The following is a 20,676-nucleotide window of genomic DNA, read 5'->3' as shown; positions in this document are numbered from 1 at the left end:
GTGGCTAGGGTTGTGGTGTGGCCGGTCACGTGAAGCGGGCGTTCAAGTACCGCTTCTACCCAACCGCAGTGCAGGCGGCAGAACTCTCGCGGACATTCGGTTGTGTTCGCAAGGTTTACAACCTTGCGTTGCAGGCCCGCTCGGATGCGTGGAGTCAGCATCGGGAACGACTCGGCTACTGTGCGACTTCCGCGATGCTCACCGCCTGGAAGCAGACAGATGAACTCGCGTTCCTCGGCGAAGTCTCCTGCGCTCCGCTGCAGCAGACATTGAGGCATCTGCAGATCGCGTTCTCCAACTTCTGGGACAAGCGCTCTGCCTATCCGCGATTCAAGTCGAAGAAGCGGTCGCGTGCGTCGGCCGAGTACACGCGTTCGGCTTTCCGCTGGCGGGATGGTCGCCTCACGCTGGCGAAGATGTCCGAACCATTGGACATCCGCTGGTCGCGGCCGCTGCCGGATGGCGTGTCGCTCTCGACGGCCACCGTGTCGCGCGACTCGGCCGGACGTTGGTTCATCTCGCTGTTCTGTGAGGATCCTCGGGTAAGGCCGCTTCCACCCAGCAACTCGGTGGTGGGCATCGACGTGGGTATCAACCATCTGCTGGTGTTGTCCAACGGAGAGAAGATCCCCAATCCGCAGCACGAGCGACGCGACAGGCTGGTGCTGGCCAGAGCTCAGCGGTGCCTTTCTCGCAAGCAACCTGGCGGCAGCAACCGGGTCAAGGCGCGCCTTCGCGTTGCGAGGATCCACGCTCGGATCAGTGATCGGCGGTCCGACCATCTGCACAAGATCACCACTCGGCTCGTGCGTGAGAACCAAACGCTCGTGATCGAGGACTTGGCCGTGTCCAACATGGTTCGCAACCAGAACCTGGCTCGTGCCATCAGCGACGCGGGCTGGCGACAGTTCCGGCAGCTGCTGGAGTACAAGGCAGCGTGGTACGGGCGGGACCTGGTCGTGTTGGATCGGTGGTTTCCTTCCTCCAAGCGGTGTTCTGCCTGCGGTGTGATCGCCGCGACGATGCCGTTGCACGTGCGTGAGTGGGGCTGCGGTTGTGGAGCCAGGCATGACCGCGATGTGAACGCGGCACGCAACATCTTGGCCGCCGGGCTGGCGGTGACGGTCTGTGGAGCAGGCGTAAGACCTCAACGGAGCACTCCGGGCGGGCTGTCCGCGACGAAGCAGAAAACGCCGGAGCGTGAGCTCCGGATTCCCTCGTGAACGGAGGGAGAAGTCAACCGTGGAGCCTCCGGTATTCCGCCGCCGCACCGGGGTGCAACGGCACCTTGCCCGTGTCGATCAGGCTCCGCACGTCGAGGTACTGGGTGCCGAGCGCCTGCTCCGGCACCAGTTCCGCCGCCCGGCCCACGAGCAGCCGCACCACCGCGCCCGCGTACTCGGCGCGGAGGTCCGGCCGGCACACGATGAGGTTCGGCGTGCCGATCGTGGGGACGTCGACGGGGGAGCCGTAGACGCCCATGCGGACGTCCACGCGTTCGTAGACCTTGCCGTAGTCCTGCCGCAGCCTCGGCAGGAAACCGTCCAGCGGGAGGAGTCTGATGCCGCTCGCCCGGTCGAGCTCCGGGGTCGGCACGCCGCCGGACCACAGCAGGGCGGCGATCTCGCCCGCTTTCAGGGCGTCCACGGCGTTGCGCAGCGGGTAGTGCTGCTCCTGGACGCCGAGTGCGAGCCTGCTGCCCTGCAGCGCGGCGCCGGAGCCGTCGGCGCCCAGGGACACCGGTCTGCCGACGAGGTCCGCCGCTGTCGTGTAGGGCGAGTCCTTCAGGACCACGAGTTGCAAGTAGTTCTCGTAGACGCGGCCCAGCGCGACCAGGCCGGGTTCCATGTGGGCGCTGTCGCTGAGGGAGAGACCGATGTCCGCGGTGCCCTCGCGGAGGTGCTTGAGGTTGTCGGCGCTGCCGCCTGTTTCGACCGGGGTGATGGTCAGCGGGCTCGGGGCCAGGCGGGAGAGGAGGGCGGCGAAGTCGTTGTAGAAGCCGCCGGGTTCGCCGCCCGCGATGCGGATGGTTCCGGAGGGCTCGCTGGTGCCGCACGCGGTGAGGGCCAGGGCGCCGAGGAGGAACGTTCTGCGTCTCACAGCAGCGGCTCCTTCGGCAGTTCGACCGTCGCGACCAGGCCGCCGTCGGTGTGCAGGGTCAGTTCTCCGTCGTGCGCGGTGACGATCCTCTCGGCGATCGCCAGTCCGAGGCCCGTTCCGCGCCGCGAGTCGTCGCCGCGCCAGAACCGTTCGGTGGCGTGCTTGATGTCCTTTTTGGACAGACCTGGTCCGTTGTCCCGCACGGTCAGGGTGGCGCGGTCGCAGATCACCTCGACGTGGGTGGCGCCGTACCTGATGGCGTTGTCCAGCAGCACGTCCAGCACCTGTGCCAGGTCCGACACCGCGCACTGCACGAGACCGGGTGCGCGGTCGTCGACGGTGATCGTGACGCCCTCGGCCTGAGCCGCCGCCCGCCACGCGTCGACGCGGTCGTGCGCCACGACCTGCAGGTCGGCGAGTTCCGGTTCGACACCGCCCGCGGCACGTTCGGTGGCGGTGCTCTCGGCCGAGGCCAGCGCCAGGAGCCCGTCGAGCAGCGACTCCAGGCGTTCGACCTCGGTCAGCAGCGAGCCGTTGGACGGCAGCATGTCGACCCGCAGCCGCAGCGCCGCCATGGGGTTGCGCAGCTGGTGCGAGGCGTCGGCGATCAGTCGTCGTTGCTGGTCGGCGGCCTCGGCGACGGCGTCGGACATGCGGTTGAACGACTCCGACAACGCGCGCAGCTCGGCCGGTCCGGCGGTGTCGGCGACGTGCGTGCGCCGCTGCCCCTCCGCGACCGCCCGCACACCCCGGTCGAGTTCTTTGAGCGGCCTGAGCAGCCACCGCGACACGACGAGCGCGAGCAGCACGCACGCGCACGCCGCCAGCAACGCCCCGGCCAGCACGATCGCCCACCGCCGCGCCACGTCGAGCGCGGCGACCCGAGTGGAGGCCCTGAGCACCACCGCTCCCGCGACCTTCGTGCCGATGCCGACAGGCCGCGCGAACAGGACGTCACCACCGCTCCACGGCAGCACGGTCGGCACCTGCTTCGCGGGCTGGTTGCGCAGCGCGGCGTCGATCTGCGCGGACACGTCGTCCGCCGTCATGCCCGACTCGACGATCGGCGTGCCGGCCGCGTCGACGACCACGATCTCCTCGCCGTATACCTCGGCGTACCGCTCGGCCTCGGACGCCACGACGTCGCTGGGCAGCGTCGCGAACCGGTCGAGGTCGGCGGTCCGGCTGATCACGAACTGCTGGGTGCGCTCCGAGGCCGTGCTCATCAGCAACGGGAACGCGAACGCCGTGACGGCCGAGAGCGAGAACAGCAGCAACACCAACAGAAGCCGTTGCCGCATCTATTCACCGAGCCGGTAGCCGAAACCGCGGATCGTGTGCAGCAGCCCCGGCCGGTCCAGCTTGGCGCGCAACTGCGTGAGGTGCACGTCGAGCGTCCGCGACACCGCCACGAACGCGTTGCCCCACACCTCGTCCATCAACTGCTGCCGGCTCACCGCGGTGCCGGGCCGCTTCGCGAGCACCGCCAGCACGTCGAACTCCTTGGTGGTCAACGAGATCTGCCTGCCGCCGACCAGCACCTGACGGCTCTGCAGGTCGATCTCCACATCGGACACCCGGACCACGTCACCGGGCTCCTGCCGGCGCGCCGCACTGCGCCGGGCCACCGCGTCGATGCGGGCGAGGAGCTCGGCCAGCCGCACCGGCTTCACCAGGTAGTCGTCCGCACCGAGCCTGAGGCCCCTGACGACCGTCCGCTCGTCACCGCGCGCCGTCAGCACGAGCACGGGCACCGGGTCGATCTTGCGGAGCTTGCGCAACACCTCCAGTCCGTCCTGGTCGGGCAGGCCGAGGTCGAGCAGCACCACGTCGGCGTCGCGGTGGGCGATCAGCGCGTCGGCGCCCCTGCGCACGCGGGAGGGCCGGTGCCCGTTCGCCCGCAGTGCCTCCACCAGGGCGTTCGCGACACCGTCGTCGTCTTCGACCAACAGCACCCGCATGCGAGCAGTATCGGTCATGACGGTCGTTTCCGGGGCGTTCCGAGGCGCTTAAGCGACTGTAAAGATGCCCGGGCCCGAGTTGTGACCGGTCCGGAGCCGTCGGAATGGTGTCCGGCATGACAGTGGTTCAGGAGAAGAGCAGCGAACGCCGTGTGGTGGCGAACGTGCTGCGCGGGTCGGTCGGCAACCTCATCGAGTGGTACGACTGGTACGCCTACACGGCGTTCAGCATCTACTTCGCGGCCGCGTTCTTCCCCAAGGGCGACCAGACCGCGCAGCTGCTCAACACCGCCGCCGTGTTCGCCGTCGGCTTCCTCATGCGGCCGCTGGGTGGCTGGCTGCTCGGCCGGTACGCCGACCGGCGCGGGCGCAGGGCCGCGCTGACGTTGTCCGTCACGCTGATGGCCGCGGGTTCGCTGATCATCGCGCTGACGCCGTCGTACGCGTCGATCGGGGTGGCGGCGCCGGTCCTGCTGGTGCTGGCGCGGTTGCTCCAGGGCCTGTCGGTCGGGGGTGAGTACGCGACTTCTGCCACCTATCTGTCCGAAGTGGCCTCTCCCGCTCGCCGCGGGTTCTACTCCAGCTTCCAGTACGTGACGCTGACGGCGGGTCAGCTGGTGGCATTGGGTGTGCAGATCGTGTTGCAGCAGTTCCTGTCCAAGGCCGAGATGACGGAGTGGGGCTGGCGGGTCGCGTTCGTCATCGGGGCGACCGGGGCGATCGTCGTCATGTGGTTGCGGCGCGGGATGGACGAGTCGTCGAACTTCGAGAAGCAGAAGGGGAGCGGCGAGCAGAACGGCACCATCAGGGCGTTGCTGAAGCACCCCAGGGAGTGCCTGACCGTGGTGGGGCTGACGCTCGGCGGCACGGTCGCGTTCTACACGTTCACGACGTACCTGCAGAAGTTCATGGTGAACACGAGCCACATCGACGCGGCCACGGTGAGCTGGATCAACTTCGCCGCGCTGCTGGTGTTCGTGGTGTTGCAACCGCTTGCGGGCGCGCTGTCCGACCGGATCGGGCGGCGGCCGTTGCTGCTCGGGTTCGGGGTGCTGGGCACGCTGGCGACGGTGCCGCTGCTCTCGGCGCTCGCGACGACGTCCGAGGCGGTGCCGGCGTTCCTGCTGATGCTCGGCGGCCTGGTGATCGTGACCGGGTACACGTCGATCAACGCGATCGTGAAGGCCGAGCTGTTCCCGACCACCATCCGCGCGCTGGGGGTGGGGCTGCCGTACGCGCTGACCGTGGCGATCTTCGGCGGCACGGCCGAGTACGTGGCGCTGTGGTTCAAGCAGGCCGGGATGGAGTCGGTGTTCTTCTACTACGTCGCCGGCTGCGTGCTGATCTCCTTGCTGGTCTACGGGTTCATGCGGGAGACGTCGAAGGACTCAGTCCTCGACCGCGATTAGCGCGGCGAGCGCGCTGGCCAGGTGCACGGGCCTGCGGTCGGTGGTGTGGCGGATCTGCGTGCGGCAGCTGAAGCCGTCCGCGATCACCAGCGCGTCCTCGTTGGCGCGCAACGCCGGCAGCAGGTCCTGTTCGGCGCACGCGATCGAGACGTCGTAGTGGCCTCGCTCGAACCCGAAGTTCCCGGCGAGGCCGCAGCACCCCTCGACCACCGTCGGCTTCAGGCCCGCCTTCGCCATCGCGGCCTTGTCGGGCTCGAAACCGAGCTCGGCGTACTGGTGGCAGTGCGTCTGGACGACGGCTTCCCGTGCGCCCTCCAGGGCCGGGAGCTTCGGGGCGACGTGCTCGGCGAACGTCCGGGTGGCCTTCGCCAGCGCCTGCACCGCCGGGTCGTCCGAGAGTTTCGGGGCCTCCGCGCGCAGGAACGCGGTGCAGCTCGGTTCCAGACCGATCACCGGGACGCCCCGGCTCGTCCACGGGAGCAACGCCCGCGCCGTGCCTTCGACCACCCGGCGGGCCTTGCCCAACTGGCCCGTCGAGTGCCACGTCAGTCCACAGCAGACGTTCGCGGACGGCACTTCGACGCGGTTTCCCAGGTGTGCCAGGACGTTCGCGGCGTCGAGGCCGACGCCCGGCTCGAAGTGGTTCGTGAACGTGTCGGGGAACAGCAGCACCGGGTCGCCGTTCCCGAGCGGGTGCAGCTGGCGGACCAGGCGGGTCGTCTGCGTCGGCAGCTCGCGTTCCGGGGTGATGCCGGCGAACCGGCCGAGCTTTGCCGTGAACCTGTTGACCAGCCCGTACTTCAGCCACGTCGGCAGCCAGCCCATGACGTAGTGCGAACGCGGGCGCACCCGTCGTTTGTAGTGCTCGTGCAGGAACTCCGCTTTGTAGCTCGCCATGTCGACGTCGACGGGGCAGTCGCGCTTGCAGCCCTTGCACCCCAGGCACAGGTCCAGCGCCTCGGCCACCTCGGGCGAGCGCCAGCCGCCCTTGACCACGTCGCCGTTGAGCATCTCGAACAACAGGTGCGCGCGGCCTCGCGTGGAGTGCTTCTCCTCGCGCGTGACGCGGTAGCTCGGGCACATCACGCCGCCGTGCGTGTTCAGGCACTTGCCGACGCCGATGCACCGGCGCGTGTCGCTCGCGAACTCCGCGCGGGTCGGGATCTTCGGCGGCGCGACGAGGACCCGCAGGTCGTCGTCGAGCTTCAGCGGCTCGACGATCCGGCCGGGGTTGAGCAGGTTCTGCGGGTCGAAGGCGTGCTTGAACTCCCGGAACGCCTGGATCGCCTCGGGCGGGTACATCCGGCTGAGCAGCTCGGACCGCGCCTGGCCGTCGCCGTGCTCGCCCGACAGGCTGCCGCCGTGGCTCACGACCAGATCGGCGGCGTCCTGCAGGAACTCGCGGTAGCCGCTCGCCAGGTCGAAGTCGATGCGGACGTGGATGCAGCCCTCGCCGTAGTGGCCGTAGGTGATGCCACGGCGTCCATAGCGGGTCAGCAACTGGTCGAACTCCCGCAGATAGGTGCCGAGGCGCTCCGGCGGGACCGCCGCGTCCTCCCAGCCCGACCAGGCCTCGCTGCCGTCGGCCATGCGGGTGGCCAGACCGGCGCCGTCCTCGCGGATCCGCCACAGCGCCCGCTGGTGCGCGGGGTCGTGGATGACCAGGGAGTTCTTCGTGAGCCGGGCGACGCGTTCGGGGTGGTCCTCGACCTCGACGAAGAGCCAGCTGCGGCCTTCGGGCAGGTCGGGACGGGTCTTCACGCTGTGCACCAGCGACTCGTTCAGGCCCTCGATCGCGAGCGCGTCCTCGATCTGGGTGACCTGGTCGGCGGCCTCGTAGGTGTCCGCGAAGCCGAGCACGACGAGGATCCGGCGCTCCGGCCTGCGCACGAGCTCCAGTTCGGCGCCCAGCAGGACCACGCAGGTGCCCTCGGTGCCGACCAGCTGCTGCGTCAGCGTCGGGGCGTCCAGCGCGTACCCGCTGACCCGGCGGCCGAGCCGCGGGAACCACGCCGGGTCGTGCGAGGGGAGCGCCAGCGGCGGGGGACTCGTGGTGTCGAACGTGCGGCCGTCGACGGTCAGGACCTGGAGGTTCGCGACGTTCTCGCTGGTCTTGCCCCACTTCACCGAGTGCGCGCCGCACGCGTTGTTGCCGATCATCCCGCCGATGGTGCAGCGCGAGTGCGTCGACGGGTCCGGCCCGAACAGGTACGGGCCGGCCGCCGCGTTGATCTTGTCGAGCACCGCGCCCGGTTGCGCGAACGCCCGGTCGCCGGAGATCTCGAACGCGGTCAGGTACCGGCTGAAGTCGATCACCAGGCCGGTGCCGCACGCGTTGCCGGCGATGGAGGTCCCCGCGCCGCGGCTGGTGATCGGCACGCGGTGTTCCGCGGCCAGGCCGACGGCCGCGACCACGGCGTCCGTCGTACGTGGACGGACGACCACCCGCGGCACGTGGCGGTAGTTCGACGCGTCCGCCGAGTACAGGGCCCGGCTCGCCGGGTCGTCCAGCACGTCACCGTCCACGTGACGCCGGAGCTGATCGAGAAACGCCCGCATCACCCGATCATGCCTGGCTGGGTGTGACTTGCCTCCGCCGATGCCGGTCTACCTGCCGGTAGCCGATAGCCTCACCCGGTCAACCAGCAGCGATTCTCAGGAGAGCTAGTGAGTCGGTCCGTTCTGGTCACCGGAGGCAACCGCGGCATCGGCCTCGCCATCGCGCAGGCGTTCGCGGCGCAGGGCGACAAGGTCGCGGTGACGCACCGCGGGTCCGGCGCTCCCGAAGGCCTGCTCGGCGTGAAGTGCGACGTGACGAACTCGGAGGAGATCGACGCCGCCTTCGCCGAGGTCGAGGCCGCGCACGGCCCCGTCGAGGTGCTGGTCTGCAACGCCGGGATCACGCAGGACACGCTGCTGCTGCGCATGAGCGAGGAGCAGTTCACGCAGGTCGTCGACGCGAACCTGACCGGCGCGTTCCGGTTCGCCCAGCGCGCCTCCCGCGGCATGCTGCGCAAGAAGTTCGGCCGCATCGTCTTCATCTCCTCGGTCGTCGGCCTCACCGGCGGCGCGGGCCAGGTCAACTACGCGGCGTCCAAGGCGGGCATGGTCGGCATGGCGCGCTCGATCGCGCTGGAGCTGGGCTCGCGCAACATCACCGCGAACGTCGTCACGCCGGGCTTCATCACCACGGACATGACCGCCGAGCTGCCCGAGGCCGTCCGCGACGCCGCGCTCAAGCAGATCCCGGCGGCCCGCTACGGCGCGGCGGAGGAGATCGCGCGCGCCGTCACGTTCCTCGCGGCGAACGAGTCGGGCTACATCAACGGTGCCGTGCTGCCGGTCGACGGCGGCCTCGGCATGGGCCACTGAACGTTTTCCCCGTACTGCGAAAGGGTTGGATCAAGTGACCGGACTGCTCGAAGGCAAGCGACTGCTGATCACCGGTGTGATCACCGACGCGTCGATCGCCTTCCACGTCGCACGCGTCGCCCAGGAGCAGGGCGCCGAGGTCGTGCTGACCGGGTTCGGCCGGATGAGCCTCGTGCAGCGCATCGCCCAGCGCCTGCCCAAGCCCGCGCCCGTCGTGGAGCTCGACGTGCAGAACCAGGAGCACCTCGACACGCTCGCCGACCGGGTGCGTGAGCACGTCGACGGCCTCGACGGCGTCGTGCACGCCATCGGCTTCGCCCCGCAGAGCTGCCTCGGCGCGCCGTTCATGGACGCGCCGTGGGAGGACGTCTCCGTGGCGATGCACGTCTCGGCGTACTCGTACAAGGCGCTCGTGCAGGCCGTCCGCCCGTTGCTGTCGCACGGCTCGTCGGTCGTCGGCCTCGACTTCGACGCCCGCCAGGCGTGGCCCGCCTACAACTGGATGGGCGCGGCGAAGGCGGCGTTCGAGTCGATCAACCGCTACATGGCGCGCGACCTCGGCCCGGACGGCATCCGCGTGAACCTCATCTCCGCCGGCCCGGTGCGCACCATGGCCGCGAAGTCCATCCCGGGCTTCGGCGAGCTGGAGAAGATGTGGGGCGAGAAGGCGCCGCTGTCGTGGGACGTCGACGACCCGACGCCCGTCGCGAAGTCCGTGTGCGGCCTGCTGTCCGACTGGTTCCCGGCCACCACCGGCTCGATGGTGTTCGTCGACGGCGGCGTGCACTTCCTGGGTCTCTGAGGTCACACGCGTTCGTCATGTGAGGCGATCGGGCGTCTGATTGGATGGAGTGGTGAGTTTCGATGCGCTGCTCTGGCTGTCGTTCGGCGGCCCAGAAGGTCCTGAGGACGTCCGTCCCTTCCTGGAGAACGTGGTTCGCGGACGTGGCGTGCCGCCGGAGCGGCTGGACGAGGTCGAGGCCCACTACCAGCACTTCGGCGGCGTGTCGCCGATCAACCGCCTGAACCTGGAAGCCATCGAGGCCGTCAAGGCCCGTGGTTTCGAACTGCCGATCTACTTCGGCAACCGCAACTGGCACCCGATGGTCGAGGACACCGTCGCCCAGATGAAGGCCGACGGCGTGCAGCGCGCGCTGGTGTTCCCGACGAGTGCGTACGGCGGCTACTCCGCCTGCCGCCAGTACGACGAGGACATCGTGCGGGCCCTGCAGGCCGTGCCCGGTGGCCCCGAACTGGTGAAGCTGCGCCAGTTCTTCGACCACCCGCTCTTCATCTCCTCCTTCGCCGACGCGGTCCGCACGGCGGCGGCGTCCCTGAGCGGCCCGTACCGGATCGTGTTCACCGCGCACTCGGTGCCGGTGTCCGCCGACAAGGCCGCCGGTCCGCCTTCCGAAGGCGGCTACCGCTACTCGCGCCAGGTCGTCGAGGCCTCGCGTCTCGTGGCCGCCGAACTCGGGGTGACCGAGTACGACGTGGTGTGGCAGTCGCGGTCCGGCCCGCCGCAGATCCCGTGGCTGGAACCGGACGTCGTCGACCACATCGACGCCTTGCACGCCAAGGGTGTCACCGGTGTGGTGATCTGCCCGATCGGGTTCGTGTCCGACCACCTCGAGGTGGTGTGGGACCTCGACACCGAGGCCCGCGAGCGCGCCGCCGAGCTGGGCATGGAGTTCGCCCGCGCGGCCACCCCGAACGGTGACCCGCGGTTCGCCGAGCTCGTGACCGAACTGGTGGCGGAGCACACGTCCGGTGCGCCCGTGCGCAAGCTGTCGTCGTTCACGTCGGCGGGCTGCACGGTGAACGGTGCGCCTTGTGCGCCGTTGTGCTGCGAGCCGGCCAAGAGGCCCGCCCGCACCTGAGTCACCGGCGGTCGATGCGGGCGAGCACCGTGTCGGAGATCCGGCGCAGCGCCCGCAGGTCGTCCGGCGAGAGGCCGTCGACGACCAGGTCCAGCACGCGGGCCACGTGCGCGGGCGCCGCTTTCTCGAGGTGCGCCTGACCCGCGTCGGTCAGCACCGCGAGGGTGTAGCGCCCGTTCGCGGGATCGGGCTCGCGGTGGAGGAACCCGCGCTTCTCCAGCCGCCCGACCATGTGCGAGAGCCGGGACAGCTCCGTGTTCGCGAGGTCCGCGAGCGCGCTCATCCGGATCCGCCGGTCGGGCTGCTCGGACAGGTGTGCCAGCACGTGGTACTCGATGAAGCTGAGCGCCGAGTCCTGCTGCAGCTGTGACTCCAGCGCGGCGGGTAGTCGCTGCACGAGCCTCATGAACCCGCGCCACACCGCCAGCTGGTCGTCGGTGAGCCACCGCGGCTCGGCCACGTCGGACTGTTCTCGGGCGGACATGCACGCAGTCTAGGTCCGGCGACCTTCACTTGAAAATTCAAGTCAGAGTCGCTAGTTTGACTTGAAGATTCAAGTCAACGACCCCGTGGAGACCACGCCATGAGCGACCTCAAGATCGCGATCATCCTCGGCAGCACCCGTCCCGGCCGCAATGGCGCCGCCGTCGCGGACTGGGTGCTGACCAGGGCGAAGGAGCGCACCGGAGCCGCCTACGAGCTCGTCGACCTGCTCGACCACCCGCTGCCGCACCTCGACGAGGCCGTGCCGGCGAGCGCGGGCAGGTACGCCGGTGAGCACACGAAGGCGTGGGCCGCCCGGATCAGCGAGTTCGACGGCTTCGTCTTCGTGACGCCGGAGTACAACCACTCCACCTCCGGAGTGCTGAAGAACGCGATCGACTTCCTCTACGCCGAGTGGAACAACAAGGCCGCGGGCTTCGTCTCGTACGGCTCCCTCGGCGGTGCGCGCGCCATCGAGCACCTGCGTGCGATCGCGAGCGAACTGCAGATCGCGCACGTCCGGCAGCAGTTGTCGTTCTCGTTGCAGACCGACTTCGAGAACTTCTCGGTGTTCACGCCCTCGCCGAGGCACGACAGCGCCGCCGACGTGCTGTTCGACCAGCTCGAGTCGTGGGCAGGAGCCCTGAAGACGGTCCGGCGCTGACATGAGCGGATCACCGAGCCGGGTGCGGGTCGTGTTCGGCGACCTGCGCCGCGCGGTCGACGACGTCCTCCTGCGGCACCAGGTCACGCGCGAGGAGATGCTGGCCGCCCTGGCGTGGTTGCAGGCAGCCGCCGACGCGGGGGAGTTGGCCCTGTTGCGCGTCTTCTTCTACAAGACCGTCCTCAAAGGAACGGTCGGTGCGCCCTATGCCCACCCCGAGAAGGACGGCGCGAGTCACTGGGACATGGAGGGCTCCGCCTACCGGCCCGGCGCACCCGTGCTGGCCAGTCCCGCGGTGTTGCCCATGCGCCCGGACGAGCCGGGTGAACCACTGGTCGTCTCCGGCACCGTGCGCACCACGACGGGGGAACCGCTTCCCGGTGCGGCACTGGAGATCTGGCAGATCGACGCGAACAACGTCTACTCCGGCATCGACACCAGCGACTTCCTGCCGCTGAACATCCCGAACGACTCCAGCGGGGTTCCCGAGCACAACCTCCGCGCCACGGTCGTCGCCGACGCCGACGGGCGCTACGAGTTCCGCACGGTCATGCCCGGCGTGGAGACCCTGGGACTGGACGAGACCGGCCCGCTCGGCGGTCTGCTCGACGCCCTGCGGTCCGAGGGGAAGCGGCCCCTGCACATCCACGCCACCGTCACCGCGGACGGCTGCCTGCCGCTGACGACGCAGATCTACTTCGACGGCGACCCGCTGGTCGACAGCGCGGTCGAAGGAGCGATTCCCGCCGGTGCCGTCAGAACCACCACGCTGCACGACGACCTTCGCAGGCTCACCCACGACTTCGTGCTGCGCCCGGATCAGCGGCCCTGAAGCGCGTTGGTGAGCGACTCCTCGGCGTTGTCCGGTAAGGCGCCGTCGTGGTCGAGCGCGTAGCGGATGACCGTGCGGAACTCGTCGCTGAAGCGCGAGTAGTGCGGGGTGACCGGGCGCAGCCGGGCGTCCTCGATCGCGTCCAGCAGGGTGCTGGAGTACGGGTGTTCGGTGGCGACCCGGCTGTCCTGGTAGACGATGCCGCGGGTGGCGGCGAGCCCTCCTCGTTCGAAGAGGAGCTGCTGGCTGCGCGGGCCGGTCAGGAACTCGATGAGGGCCTGGGCGGCGCGCGGTTTGGTGGACTTCGCGGAGATCGCGAGGTTCTGGCCGCCGAGGACGCTCGGCCCGGTCAGCCCGGTGACGCCGAAGTCGATGCGGGGACGGCCCGCCGACTCGCCCTGGTTGCCCTGCAGGACGCGGTGGGCGACCGGCCAGTTGCGCATGTAGGCGATCTTGCCGTCGCGGAACGCCTGGGTGGTGAGCGCTTCGGTCTGGGAGCGGGACTCGGGCAGCACCACGGGTTTCTCGCCCTTGAGGCCGTCGGCGAGCCAGCGCAGGGCGCGGCGGGTCCGTTCGGAGTCGATCACGACCTCGCCGTTCTCGTCGACCACGTCGCCCTTCTCCGCCCAGATCAGTTCCAGGGCGTTGACGGTGAGGCCCTCGTAGTCGGCGAGCTGGCCCGCGTACCCGGCGGCGAGGCGGGCGTCCTGCCCGGCCCGCAGTGCTCGGGTGGCGGTGGTGGTGATGTCGTCCAGATCGAGCGGGTCCTCCTTCACCAGGTCCTTGCGGTAGAACAGGAGGCCCGCGTCCGTGTTGAACGGCAGCGCCCACAGCACGCCCTGGTAGCGGCAGCTCTCCAGCGGACGGCGCAGGAAGCCGCTCGTGTCCACACCGGACAGCGGGCGCAGGTGGCCGGACTGGGCGAACTCGGCGGTCCAGGTGACGTCGAGGTTGAAGACGTCGACGTTGTCGGCCTTCTCCCGGGCCCGCGCGACCATCTCGCTGCGCTGGCCGTCCGCCTCGTCCGGCAGTTCGACGATCTCGGCCTGCTGGTCCGGGTGCTCTGCGTTCCACTGGTTGATCAACGCGCGCCGCTGGCCGCCGTCGCTCTGGTCGCGGCCGCTGAGCACCACGAGCTTGCCCTTCTCCCACTCGGTCGACTCGCGGAACAGGGGCTGCACGCCGTTCGTGAACAGGATCGTCAGCACGATCCCCACCGCCACGCCCATCGCGAGCCACGAGCGGTTCGCCCACACGACACCCGGCGGGCCGAGTCTGGGCAGGGCCGCCCAGGTGCGCCGCAGCCACCTCATCCGGAACCTCCCCACACCCGGCGGAACAGTTCCGCCAGGTCGTCCCCGAGCGTGTCCGTCGTCGAGTCGCGGCACTCGCCGCCCGACGCGTCCGTGATCGTGGTCAGCGCGTGCGTCGCGCAGCTCGCGTCGCCGACGGCGATCACGAACACCCGGACCCCCTTGCGCCGCACCGCGTCCACGACGTCCTGCCGGGTCTGCGGGCTCGTCGTGTCCTCGCCGTCGGTCAGCGCGATCACCGCGCTCACGTGGTCCGCGTCGCCGGCGCCGACCCGGTCGAGGCTGTCGAGGACGGCCTGGTGCAGCGGCGTGCCCCCGGCCGGCGTGACGGTGCTGAGCGCGGCGGCCGCGGCCTCCTTGTCCCGCCGGCCGAGGGGTACGAGCTGCCGGACCTCGGTGTCGCGGAACACCGACAGGCCGTAGGTGTCCTCGGGACCCATCTGCGTGAGGGCCTTGCCGACACCGTTGACCGCGACGGCGAACCTCGTCTCCCCGGTCGGCGACAGCTCGGCCATCGACCCGGACGCGTCGAGGGTGAGCCAGACGCGGCCGTCCCTCTTGGCCTGCTCGTAGTTCTTCTCGAACTCGGCCTGCGCCGCGTCGTCCGGCGCCGCCTCCTCGCGGTCGAGCGCGAGGCCCGCGCGCACCCCGAACTCCTCGCGGAACTCCGCTCCCGCGGCCTGCCCGGCGGGACGGAGCCCGGTGGCGTTGAGCGCCGCCCGGCCCTCCTGGGTGCCGAGCCACGCCCGGAACGCCTTCGCGGGCTCGCGGGCGGCGTGGTTGCGCACGTCCTGGGCCTCCCACTCGACGAGGTTCAGCGGGTAGTCGGCGCGGTAGGTGTCCGACGGGTACAGAGCGGTGAGGCACGGCTTCTGCGCGCAGGCGGTCTTGTTGTGCCGCAACAACACCTGCTCGGTCGTGATCATCGCCGCGCCTGGCCGCGGCCGGTCCGCCTCCTCGACGCCGCGTTCCACGACGGCGGGGTCGAGCGTCTCGTACAACGCCGCCGTGGCGAGCCCGCCGGCCGCCGTCAGCAGCGGATTCGGCCTGCCGACCGGGGTGCCGGTGCGACCGACCTTCGTCAGCAGCTCACCCCACGTCTCCGGGGTGCTCGAGACGACGTCCTTCGCGATCCGCGGGGGCACCCCGAGCACGACGGGGGAGAACGCCACCGACTCGCCCGGCTCGACGCGCACCGCCGAACCGACGCCTCTCGTGCGGCGCACCACCTCGTTCGCCTCCGCGGTCGAGTCGGGCAGCCACACGTCCGGGTGCGGCCCGATCTCCCGCAGCTCCTTCGCCGACCACGAGGACCGCAACGCGATCGCGCCCTGGTCGCCCGGTGCCGAGAACACGTACAGCCGAGCCGTGCGGCACCCGTGGTTCTCCGCCGCCGTGTGCAGCTCGAACCTCCGCGCCACCTCGCTGATCGCGGGCTCGGCGTCCTGCGACGTCAGCACCCGCACCTCCGTCGGCTGGGGACAGCCGAGGACCAGCACCCGCCCGTACGCGACGAGCGGCGGGCCCGCGAACGCCACCAGCACCGCCGCGGCGGCGAGCACGGCCGTGAACACGACCCAGCGCAACCGGATGCGCTTGGCCAGCTGGTTCAGCCGCTCGATCGCGGACGCCGACAGCACCAGCAGACCCGCGCCGAGGCCGTAGAGCACCCACGACTGCCACGTCGTGAGCGCGCCCGTGGCCGTCTCGGACAGCAGGTGCCCGGCGACCGCGGCCAGCATGAGGGCGCCCGCGTACCGGGGTGCTGTGCTCGACCGGCGCTGGTCGACGTCCTCCATCCGGCGTCCTCCCCACCAGGCACCCTAGGCGGGAGCACCGGCAGTTCTGGGGGAGTTGGCCGGTCAGGAGGGGTCAGCGGGGGAGAACCACTCGTTCGGGTCAGTGACGACCGGCGCCGCTGTCCGCCAGCACGCGCACGGCCTCGTCGACCGCCGCGCACCGTGCGCGACGCACGGCCTGGGCCACCGGGCGCAGCGCCTCCGTGCGGGCCGTCATCGCCGACGCCGACAACGCGCCACCGGGCGAGTCCGCACTGGCCACCGACACGATCGCGGCGACCTCGGCGGCCCGCTGCAGCACGCGCAGCGCCCTGGGCGGCATCGCGTCGGGCCACGGCAGCGTGGAGTTCTCCGCCGCGAGGTCGGCGATCTCCTTGCGCACGTTCGGCCGGTGCTTGGCCACGTCCAGCGCGGCCAGTGCCGCCGTCGCCTCGCGCAGCGCGGTGCCCAGCCCGGCCTCGGCCTCGCCGATCGGGATGTGCTCCAGGCCGTTGGACGACGGCAGGTCGAACACCGTCCAGCGCATCACGCCGTCGGCCACGATCTTCGGCACGAGCCCGATGTGCACGGACGGGACCACGAGCGCCTCGCCGGAACGCAGCGCGCACGTCGCGAGGGTGCCCTTGCCTCCCAGCCCTCGCACGTCGCCCGGTACGGGCAGGACCAGCCGCGCCGAGGTCGCGCCCGCGCGCCGCAGGGCGGCCAGCAGCAGGGCGGGACCCACGGGGGCCTCGTCGGGACCGGGGAGGTCGAGAGCCGTGGCGGTGCCGTCGTCGTCGGCCACCACCTCGTGCTGCTCGGCCCACGTGTGCAGGGCGTCGAGGACGTCGTCGGCGGCGGCCAGGCCGTGCAGCCATCCCGACGTCCACACGACCAGCGTGGCACTTGCACAGGACACCCGACGAGATTACGTGGCCCGGCCCCGCGAGCCCCACCCGGTGTGCCCGATCCGAGACACCTACTTCGCCGGACCGATGTTGTTCTCGAGCAGCGAACGGAACGACGTCAGGTCCTCATCGGACGCGAAGGCCCGGTGCGGCACGGACAGCGACGCCGCGCCCTCGTCCAGCGTCTCCAGGACGAAGCCCTGCCGCGTCTCGGTCCAGCCCGGCAGCTCCTGCCAGACGATCTCCTCGCGCACCGCGGCGCCCACGGCCATCCGGAACGACTGGGCGTCGGCGCTGCCGACCACCGTCCGGCTGATCATCTCGTCGGACGAGAACCGCCACCACACCGCTACCGGCTCCATCAGGCCGATGACCAGCGCGCACACCAGCCCGAAGATCCCCACGAAGACCGGGCCGCCGAGGACGAACAGCTGCACGAGCGAGATCGCCGCGAACGCGAGCGCGAACCAAGGCGCCCATCGGAACATCGGCACCATCGCGCGCAGGCTGGCACGCCAGTCGGCGGGTGAAGGGGCCCATCTGAAATCAACGCTGTCACTCATGTCGCCCCGCATTCTGGCGCACGCGGTGCGCCCGCGCCTGGAGTTGCTCCACGTCGACGGGTCCGGATTCGGTGCGTAGCGTCGTCGGGGTGACCCAGAACCTGGCCCGCACGGCGGGCGAACTGCGCGCCGCCGGGCACATGCCGCGCGGCGTCAAGACCGAGATCAGGGAGAACCTCCTCGCGGCCCTGCGCGACGGACGCAACCCGTGGCCCGGCATCGTCGGTTTCGACCGCACGGTGCTCCCGCAGCTCGAACGCGCGCTGCTGGCGGGCCACGACGTCGTCCTGCTCGGGGAGAGAGGGCAGGGCAAGACCCGCCTGCTGCGCACGCTGATCTCGTTGCTCGACGAGTGGACGCCCGTGATCGAGGGCTCCGAGCTGGGCGAACACCCGCTCGACCCGATCACGCCCGAGTCGAGGCGCCGTGCCGCCGAACTCGGTGACGACCTCCCCGTGGTGTGGCGGCACCGCGACGAGCGCTACGCCGAGAAGCTCGCGACCCCCGACACGTCCGTCGGCGACCTGGTCGGCGACGTCGACCCGGTCAAGGTCGCCGAGGGGCGTTCGCTCGGCGACCCGGAGACGATCCACTACGGCATGCTCCCGCGCGCACACCGCGGCATCATCGCCATCAACGAGCTCCCCGACCTGGCCGAACGCATCCAGGTGTCGCTGCTCAACGTCATGGAGGAGCGCGACATCCAGGTCCGCGGCTACACGCTGCGGCTGCCGCTCGACGTGCTGCTCGTGGCGACCGCGAACCCCGAGGACTACACGAACCGCGGCCGCATCATCACGCCTTTGAAGGACCGCTTCGGCGCCGAGGTGCGCACGCACTACCCGCTGGAGGTCGACGCCGAGGTCGACATGGTCCGCCAGGAGGCCGAGCTCGTCGCCGAGGTGGGCGACCACCTGCTGGAGATCATCGCCCGGTTCGTGCGCCACCTGCGCGAGTCGTCGTCGATCGACCAGCGCTCCGGCGTGTCGGCCCGCTTCGCGATCGCGGCGGCGGAGACCGTCGCGGCGTCGGCCCTGCGCCGGTCCGCGCTGATCGGCGAGAGCCCGGCCATCGCGCGCCCGGTCGACCTCGAGTCGGTGCCGGACGTGCTGCGCGGCAAGCTCGAGTTCGAGGCGGGGGAGGAGGGCCGCGAGGAGGAGGTGCTGGTCCACCTGCTGCGCCGCTCGATCGCCGACACGGCCCGCGCGCGCCTGGCCGGGCTGAACCTCCGCGCGCTCGCCGAGGTCGTCTCCGACGGCCACCCCGTGGCGACCGGCGACCGGGTGCACGCGGGCGACCTGCTGGCGGCGTTGCCGGAGCTCCCGATCCTGCACGAGGTGGCGGCCCGGCTGGGCGCGGGCCCGAAGGACCCCGTCGGCCGCATCGCCTCCGCCGTCGAACTGGCCCTGGAGTCGCTCTACCTGACCCGCCACCTGTCGAAGGACAACTCCTCCGACGACGACCGATCGGTGTACGGATGAGATACCGCTACGGACGCTGGGGCGGCGGCGCCGACCCGCTGGCGCCCCCGGTGGACCTCCGCGCGGCCGTGGACGAGCTCGGCCGCGAGATCATGGAGGGCGCCTCACCGCAGTCCGCCCTGCGCGAACTGCTGCGCCGCGGCGTCGACGGCACCCGCGGCCTCGACGACCTGACCTCACGCCTGTGGCAGCGCCGCGCGTCGATCCAGCGCCGGCACCGCCTGGACGGCACGCTGACCGAGGTCCGGCAGCTGCTCGACAAGGCGCTGGAGGCCGAACGCCGCGCGTTGTTCCCGGACCCGTCCGACGACGCGCGCTTCCGCGAGGCCCAGCTCGACGCCCTCCCGCAGGGCACCGCCGCGGCCGTGCAGGAGCTGTCGAACTACGACTGGCGTTCCGAGGAGGCCCGCGAGGCGTTCCAGCAGATCCGCGACCTGCTCGGCCGCGAACTGCTGGACCAGCGCTTCCAGGGCATGAAGGACGCGCTGTCCAACGTGGACTCCCGCGACGTCGAGCGCATCCAGCGGATGCTGCGCGACCTGAACACGTTGCTGGAAGCGCACGCCTCCGGCTCCCCGGACACGCCGCGCATGTTCGACGACTTCATGCGCAGGCACGGCGACTTCTTCCCCGAGAAGCCCCGCAACGTCGACGAGCTCATCGACGCGCTCGCCGCCCGCTCGGCCGCGGCGCAACGCATGATGAACTCGATGACCGACGCCCAGCGCGCCGAGCTCTCCGCGCTGTCGCAGCAGGCCTTCGGCGGCATCGGCTCACAGCTGTCCGCGCTGGACTCGTTGCTGCAACGGCTGCGCCCCGGCGAGGACTGGACGTCGTCCGCGCGCTTCCGCGGCCAGGACCCGCTCGGCCTCGGCGAGGGCGCGCAGGCGATGGCGGACCTCGCCGAGCTCGACGCCCTGGCCGAGCAGCTCTCCCAGTCGTATCCGGGCGCCCGCCTGGAGGACATCGACCTGGAGGCGCTCGAACGCCAGCTGGGCGAGTCGGCCTCGGTCGACGCCCGCCGGCTGGCGGAGCTCGAGAAGGCGCTGCGGTCGCAGAACATCGTGGAACGCGCCCCCGACGGCTCGCTGCGGCTCACGCCCAAGGCGCTGCGCCGCCTGGGAGAAACGGCGCTGCGCGGTGTCGTCGACCAGCTCCGCTCGGCGCAGGGCTCGCGCGAGACCTCGTCCGCAGGCGCCGCCGGAGAGCTGATCGGCTCGACGCGGCCGTGGCAGTTCGGCGACACCGAGCCCTGGGACGTGCCGCGCACCCTGCGCAACTCCGTGCTGCGCTCGGGCTCGATGTCCCTGGACGTGGTCGACCTCGAGGTGTCCGAGACCGAACACCGGACGCGTGCCGCTGTGGCGTTGTGCGTGGACACCTCCTGGTCGATGGTGCAGGACGGACGCTGGGTGCCGATGAAGCGCACGGCCCTGGCGTTGCACCACCTCGTGCGCACCCGTTTCCGCACGGACGCGCTGCAGTTGGTGACGTTCGGGCGTTATGCCGAGGCCGTGGACATCGGTCAGCTGACGGCGTTGGAAGGGGTGTGGGAGCAGGGGACCAACCTGCACCACGCGTTGCTGCTCGCCGGGCGGCACGTGCGGCGGCATCCCGACGCGCAGCCCGTGGTGCTGGTGGTGACCGACGGTGAGCCGACGGCGCACCTGGAGCCCGACGGGGACGCGGAGTTCCACTACCCGCCGCTGCCGCGGACGTTGACCAAGACGTTGAACGAGGTGGACGGGCTGGCCCGGCTCGGGGCGACGATCTCGGTGTTCAAGCTGGGGGACGACCCCCGGCTGGCCGCTTTCGTCGACATCGTGGCCCGGCGGGGTGGTGGCCGGGTCGTCTCGGCGGACGAGGAAGGACTCGGGGCCGCTGTGGTGAGCGACTACCTCAGGTCGCGGCGCCGGAGGCGGTGACGGCAGG

Annotated in this window: 18 protein-coding genes; 9 read left to right on the top strand and 9 right to left on the bottom strand. The window is 70.7% G+C overall.

Annotated elements, in window-relative coordinates:
• The first annotated feature begins 17 nt into the window (after positions 1 to 17).
• The gene (locus ND450_RS17360) at positions 18 to 1,223 is read left to right on the top strand and encodes a transposase (RefSeq protein ID WP_253327143.1); all 1,206 of its coding nucleotides are present in this window, start codon (positions 18 to 20) and stop codon (positions 1,221 to 1,223) included.
• 13 nt (positions 1,224 to 1,236) lie between these two features.
• On the opposite strand, the gene ND450_RS17355 is transcribed toward ND450_RS17360, so the two are convergent.
• From ND450_RS17355 to ND450_RS17345, 3 genes are read right to left on the bottom strand one after another with little or no spacing between them, the layout of a single operon-like run.
• Positions 1,237 to 2,100: a TAXI family TRAP transporter solute-binding subunit gene (locus ND450_RS17355; RefSeq protein WP_253327142.1), complete on the bottom strand. Its 864-nt coding sequence runs from the start codon at positions 2,098 to 2,100 to the stop codon at positions 1,237 to 1,239.
• Positions 2,097 to 3,401 carry a HAMP domain-containing sensor histidine kinase gene (locus tag ND450_RS17350; RefSeq protein ID WP_253327141.1) on the bottom strand — a complete coding sequence of 435 codons (1,305 nt, stop codon included), beginning with the start codon at positions 3,399 to 3,401 and terminating at the stop codon, positions 2,097 to 2,099. The genes ND450_RS17355 and ND450_RS17350 overlap by 4 nt, the downstream gene beginning before the upstream one ends.
• Complete coding sequence (locus tag ND450_RS17345; protein ID WP_253327140.1) at positions 3,402 to 4,061, bottom strand: response regulator transcription factor; 660 nt, start codon at positions 4,059 to 4,061, stop codon at positions 3,402 to 3,404. It abuts the gene before it with no gap.
• A 116-nt stretch (positions 4,062 to 4,177) separates the two neighbouring features.
• Between ND450_RS17345 and ND450_RS17340 the strand changes: the two genes are divergently transcribed.
• Positions 4,178 to 5,470, top strand: coding sequence for an MFS transporter (locus tag ND450_RS17340; RefSeq protein WP_253327139.1), 1,293 nt, complete (start codon positions 4,178 to 4,180; stop codon positions 5,468 to 5,470).
• Here ND450_RS17340 and ND450_RS17335 read toward each other — a convergent pair.
• Complete coding sequence (locus ND450_RS17335; protein WP_253327138.1) at positions 5,450 to 8,029, bottom strand: FAD-binding and (Fe-S)-binding domain-containing protein; 2,580 nt, start codon at positions 8,027 to 8,029, stop codon at positions 5,450 to 5,452. The two genes, ND450_RS17340 and ND450_RS17335, sit on opposite strands and share 21 nt — an antisense overlap.
• Before the next feature lie 108 nt (positions 8,030 to 8,137).
• Between ND450_RS17335 and fabG the strand changes: the two genes are divergently transcribed.
• Genes fabG through ND450_RS17320 form a run of 3 tightly spaced genes read left to right on the top strand, consistent with a single transcriptional unit; the run spans position 8,138 to position 10,722 of the window.
• A complete protein-coding gene (gene fabG / locus ND450_RS17330; RefSeq protein ID WP_089912179.1) occupies positions 8,138 to 8,842 on the top strand; it encodes a beta-ketoacyl-ACP reductase in 705 nt (234 codons plus the stop codon).
• Between the two features lie 34 nt (positions 8,843 to 8,876).
• Complete coding sequence (fabI, locus tag ND450_RS17325; protein WP_089912176.1) at positions 8,877 to 9,644, top strand: enoyl-ACP reductase FabI; 768 nt, start codon at positions 8,877 to 8,879, stop codon at positions 9,642 to 9,644.
• 52 nt (positions 9,645 to 9,696) lie between these two features.
• Complete coding sequence (locus ND450_RS17320; RefSeq protein ID WP_253327137.1) at positions 9,697 to 10,722, top strand: ferrochelatase; 1,026 nt, start codon at positions 9,697 to 9,699, stop codon at positions 10,720 to 10,722.
• Position 10,723: 1 nt separating this feature from the next.
• Here the strand turns inward: ND450_RS17320 and ND450_RS17315 are convergent, their stop codons facing one another.
• A complete protein-coding gene (locus ND450_RS17315) occupies positions 10,724 to 11,206 on the bottom strand; it encodes a MarR family winged helix-turn-helix transcriptional regulator (RefSeq protein ID WP_253327136.1) in 483 nt (160 codons plus the stop codon).
• Between the two features lie 99 nt (positions 11,207 to 11,305).
• Here ND450_RS17315 and ND450_RS17310 point away from each other — a divergent pair, with 99 nt between their 5' ends.
• Entirely contained in the window at positions 11,306 to 11,869 is a 564-nt protein-coding gene (locus ND450_RS17310; RefSeq protein ID WP_253327135.1) for an NADPH-dependent FMN reductase, read from the top strand.
• A gap of 1 nt (position 11,870) precedes the next feature.
• The gene (locus ND450_RS17305; protein ID WP_253327134.1) at positions 11,871 to 12,701 is read left to right on the top strand and encodes a catechol 1,2-dioxygenase; all 831 of its coding nucleotides are present in this window, start codon (positions 11,871 to 11,873) and stop codon (positions 12,699 to 12,701) included.
• Here ND450_RS17305 and ND450_RS17300 read toward each other — a convergent pair.
• The 4 genes from ND450_RS17300 to ND450_RS17285 form a co-directional block, all read right to left on the bottom strand.
• Positions 12,689 to 14,014, bottom strand: coding sequence for an extracellular solute-binding protein (locus ND450_RS17300; RefSeq protein ID WP_253327133.1), 1,326 nt, complete (start codon positions 14,012 to 14,014; stop codon positions 12,689 to 12,691). The genes ND450_RS17305 and ND450_RS17300 overlap by 13 nt on opposite strands.
• A complete protein-coding gene (locus ND450_RS17295) occupies positions 14,011 to 15,813 on the bottom strand; it encodes a VWA domain-containing protein (RefSeq protein WP_253327132.1) in 1,803 nt (600 codons plus the stop codon). The genes ND450_RS17300 and ND450_RS17295 overlap by 4 nt, the downstream gene beginning before the upstream one ends.
• Positions 15,814 to 15,913: 100 nt before the next feature.
• Positions 15,914 to 16,711 (bottom strand): hypothetical protein, encoded by a 798-nt coding sequence (locus ND450_RS17290; RefSeq protein ID WP_089912166.1) that lies wholly within the window; start codon positions 16,709 to 16,711, stop codon positions 15,914 to 15,916.
• A 60-nt stretch (positions 16,712 to 16,771) separates the two neighbouring features.
• Complete coding sequence (locus ND450_RS17285; RefSeq protein ID WP_089912163.1) at positions 16,772 to 17,197, bottom strand: YcxB family protein; 426 nt, start codon at positions 17,195 to 17,197, stop codon at positions 16,772 to 16,774.
• A gap of 206 nt (positions 17,198 to 17,403) precedes the next feature.
• On the opposite strand from ND450_RS17285, the gene ND450_RS17280 reads away from it, so the two are divergent.
• Together ND450_RS17280 and ND450_RS17275 are read left to right on the top strand one after the other, a co-directional pair.
• The gene (locus ND450_RS17280; protein WP_253327939.1) at positions 17,404 to 18,744 is read left to right on the top strand and encodes a sigma 54-interacting transcriptional regulator; all 1,341 of its coding nucleotides are present in this window, start codon (positions 17,404 to 17,406) and stop codon (positions 18,742 to 18,744) included.
• Positions 18,741 to 20,669 (top strand): VWA domain-containing protein, encoded by a 1,929-nt coding sequence (locus tag ND450_RS17275; RefSeq protein ID WP_253327131.1) that lies wholly within the window; start codon positions 18,741 to 18,743, stop codon positions 20,667 to 20,669. Before ND450_RS17280 ends, ND450_RS17275 begins: the two co-directional genes overlap by 4 nt.
• Positions 20,670 to 20,676: the final 7 nt, after the last annotated feature.

Origin of the sequence: Lentzea sp. HUAS12 (genome assembly GCF_024125735.1) — a bacterium.
Taxonomy (GTDB): domain Bacteria; phylum Actinomycetota; class Actinomycetes; order Mycobacteriales; family Pseudonocardiaceae; genus Lentzea; species Lentzea albida.
Note: the sequence above shows the minus strand (reverse complement) of the source record. Positions and strands in the feature narration are given on the sequence as shown.

Coding starts and splice junctions, on each gene's coding strand:
- ND450_RS17350 (WP_253327141.1), bottom strand. CDS start 3,401: ATGCGGCAACGGCTTCTGTTGGTGTTGCTGCTGTTCTCGCTCTCGGCC.
- ND450_RS17345 (WP_253327140.1), bottom strand. CDS start 4,061: ATGCGGGTGCTGTTGGTCGAAGACGACGACGGTGTCGCGAACGCCCTG.
- ND450_RS17340 (WP_253327139.1), top strand. CDS start 4,178: ATGACAGTGGTTCAGGAGAAGAGCAGCGAACGCCGTGTGGTGGCGAAC.
- ND450_RS17335 (WP_253327138.1), bottom strand. CDS start 8,029: ATGCGGGCGTTTCTCGATCAGCTCCGGCGTCACGTGGACGGTGACGTG.
- ND450_RS17315 (WP_253327136.1), bottom strand. CDS start 11,206: ATGTCCGCCCGAGAACAGTCCGACGTGGCCGAGCCGCGGTGGCTCACC.
- ND450_RS17310 (WP_253327135.1), top strand. CDS start 11,306: ATGAGCGACCTCAAGATCGCGATCATCCTCGGCAGCACCCGTCCCGGC.
- ND450_RS17305 (WP_253327134.1), top strand. CDS start 11,871: ATGAGCGGATCACCGAGCCGGGTGCGGGTCGTGTTCGGCGACCTGCGC.
- ND450_RS17300 (WP_253327133.1), bottom strand. CDS start 14,014: ATGAGGTGGCTGCGGCGCACCTGGGCGGCCCTGCCCAGACTCGGCCCG.
- ND450_RS17295 (WP_253327132.1), bottom strand. CDS start 15,813: ATGGAGGACGTCGACCAGCGCCGGTCGAGCACAGCACCCCGGTACGCG.
- ND450_RS17285 (WP_089912163.1), bottom strand. CDS start 17,197: ATGGTGCCGATGTTCCGATGGGCGCCTTGGTTCGCGCTCGCGTTCGCG.
- ND450_RS17280 (WP_253327939.1), top strand. CDS start 17,404: ATGCCGCGCGGCGTCAAGACCGAGATCAGGGAGAACCTCCTCGCGGCC.
- ND450_RS17275 (WP_253327131.1), top strand. CDS start 18,741: ATGAGATACCGCTACGGACGCTGGGGCGGCGGCGCCGACCCGCTGGCG.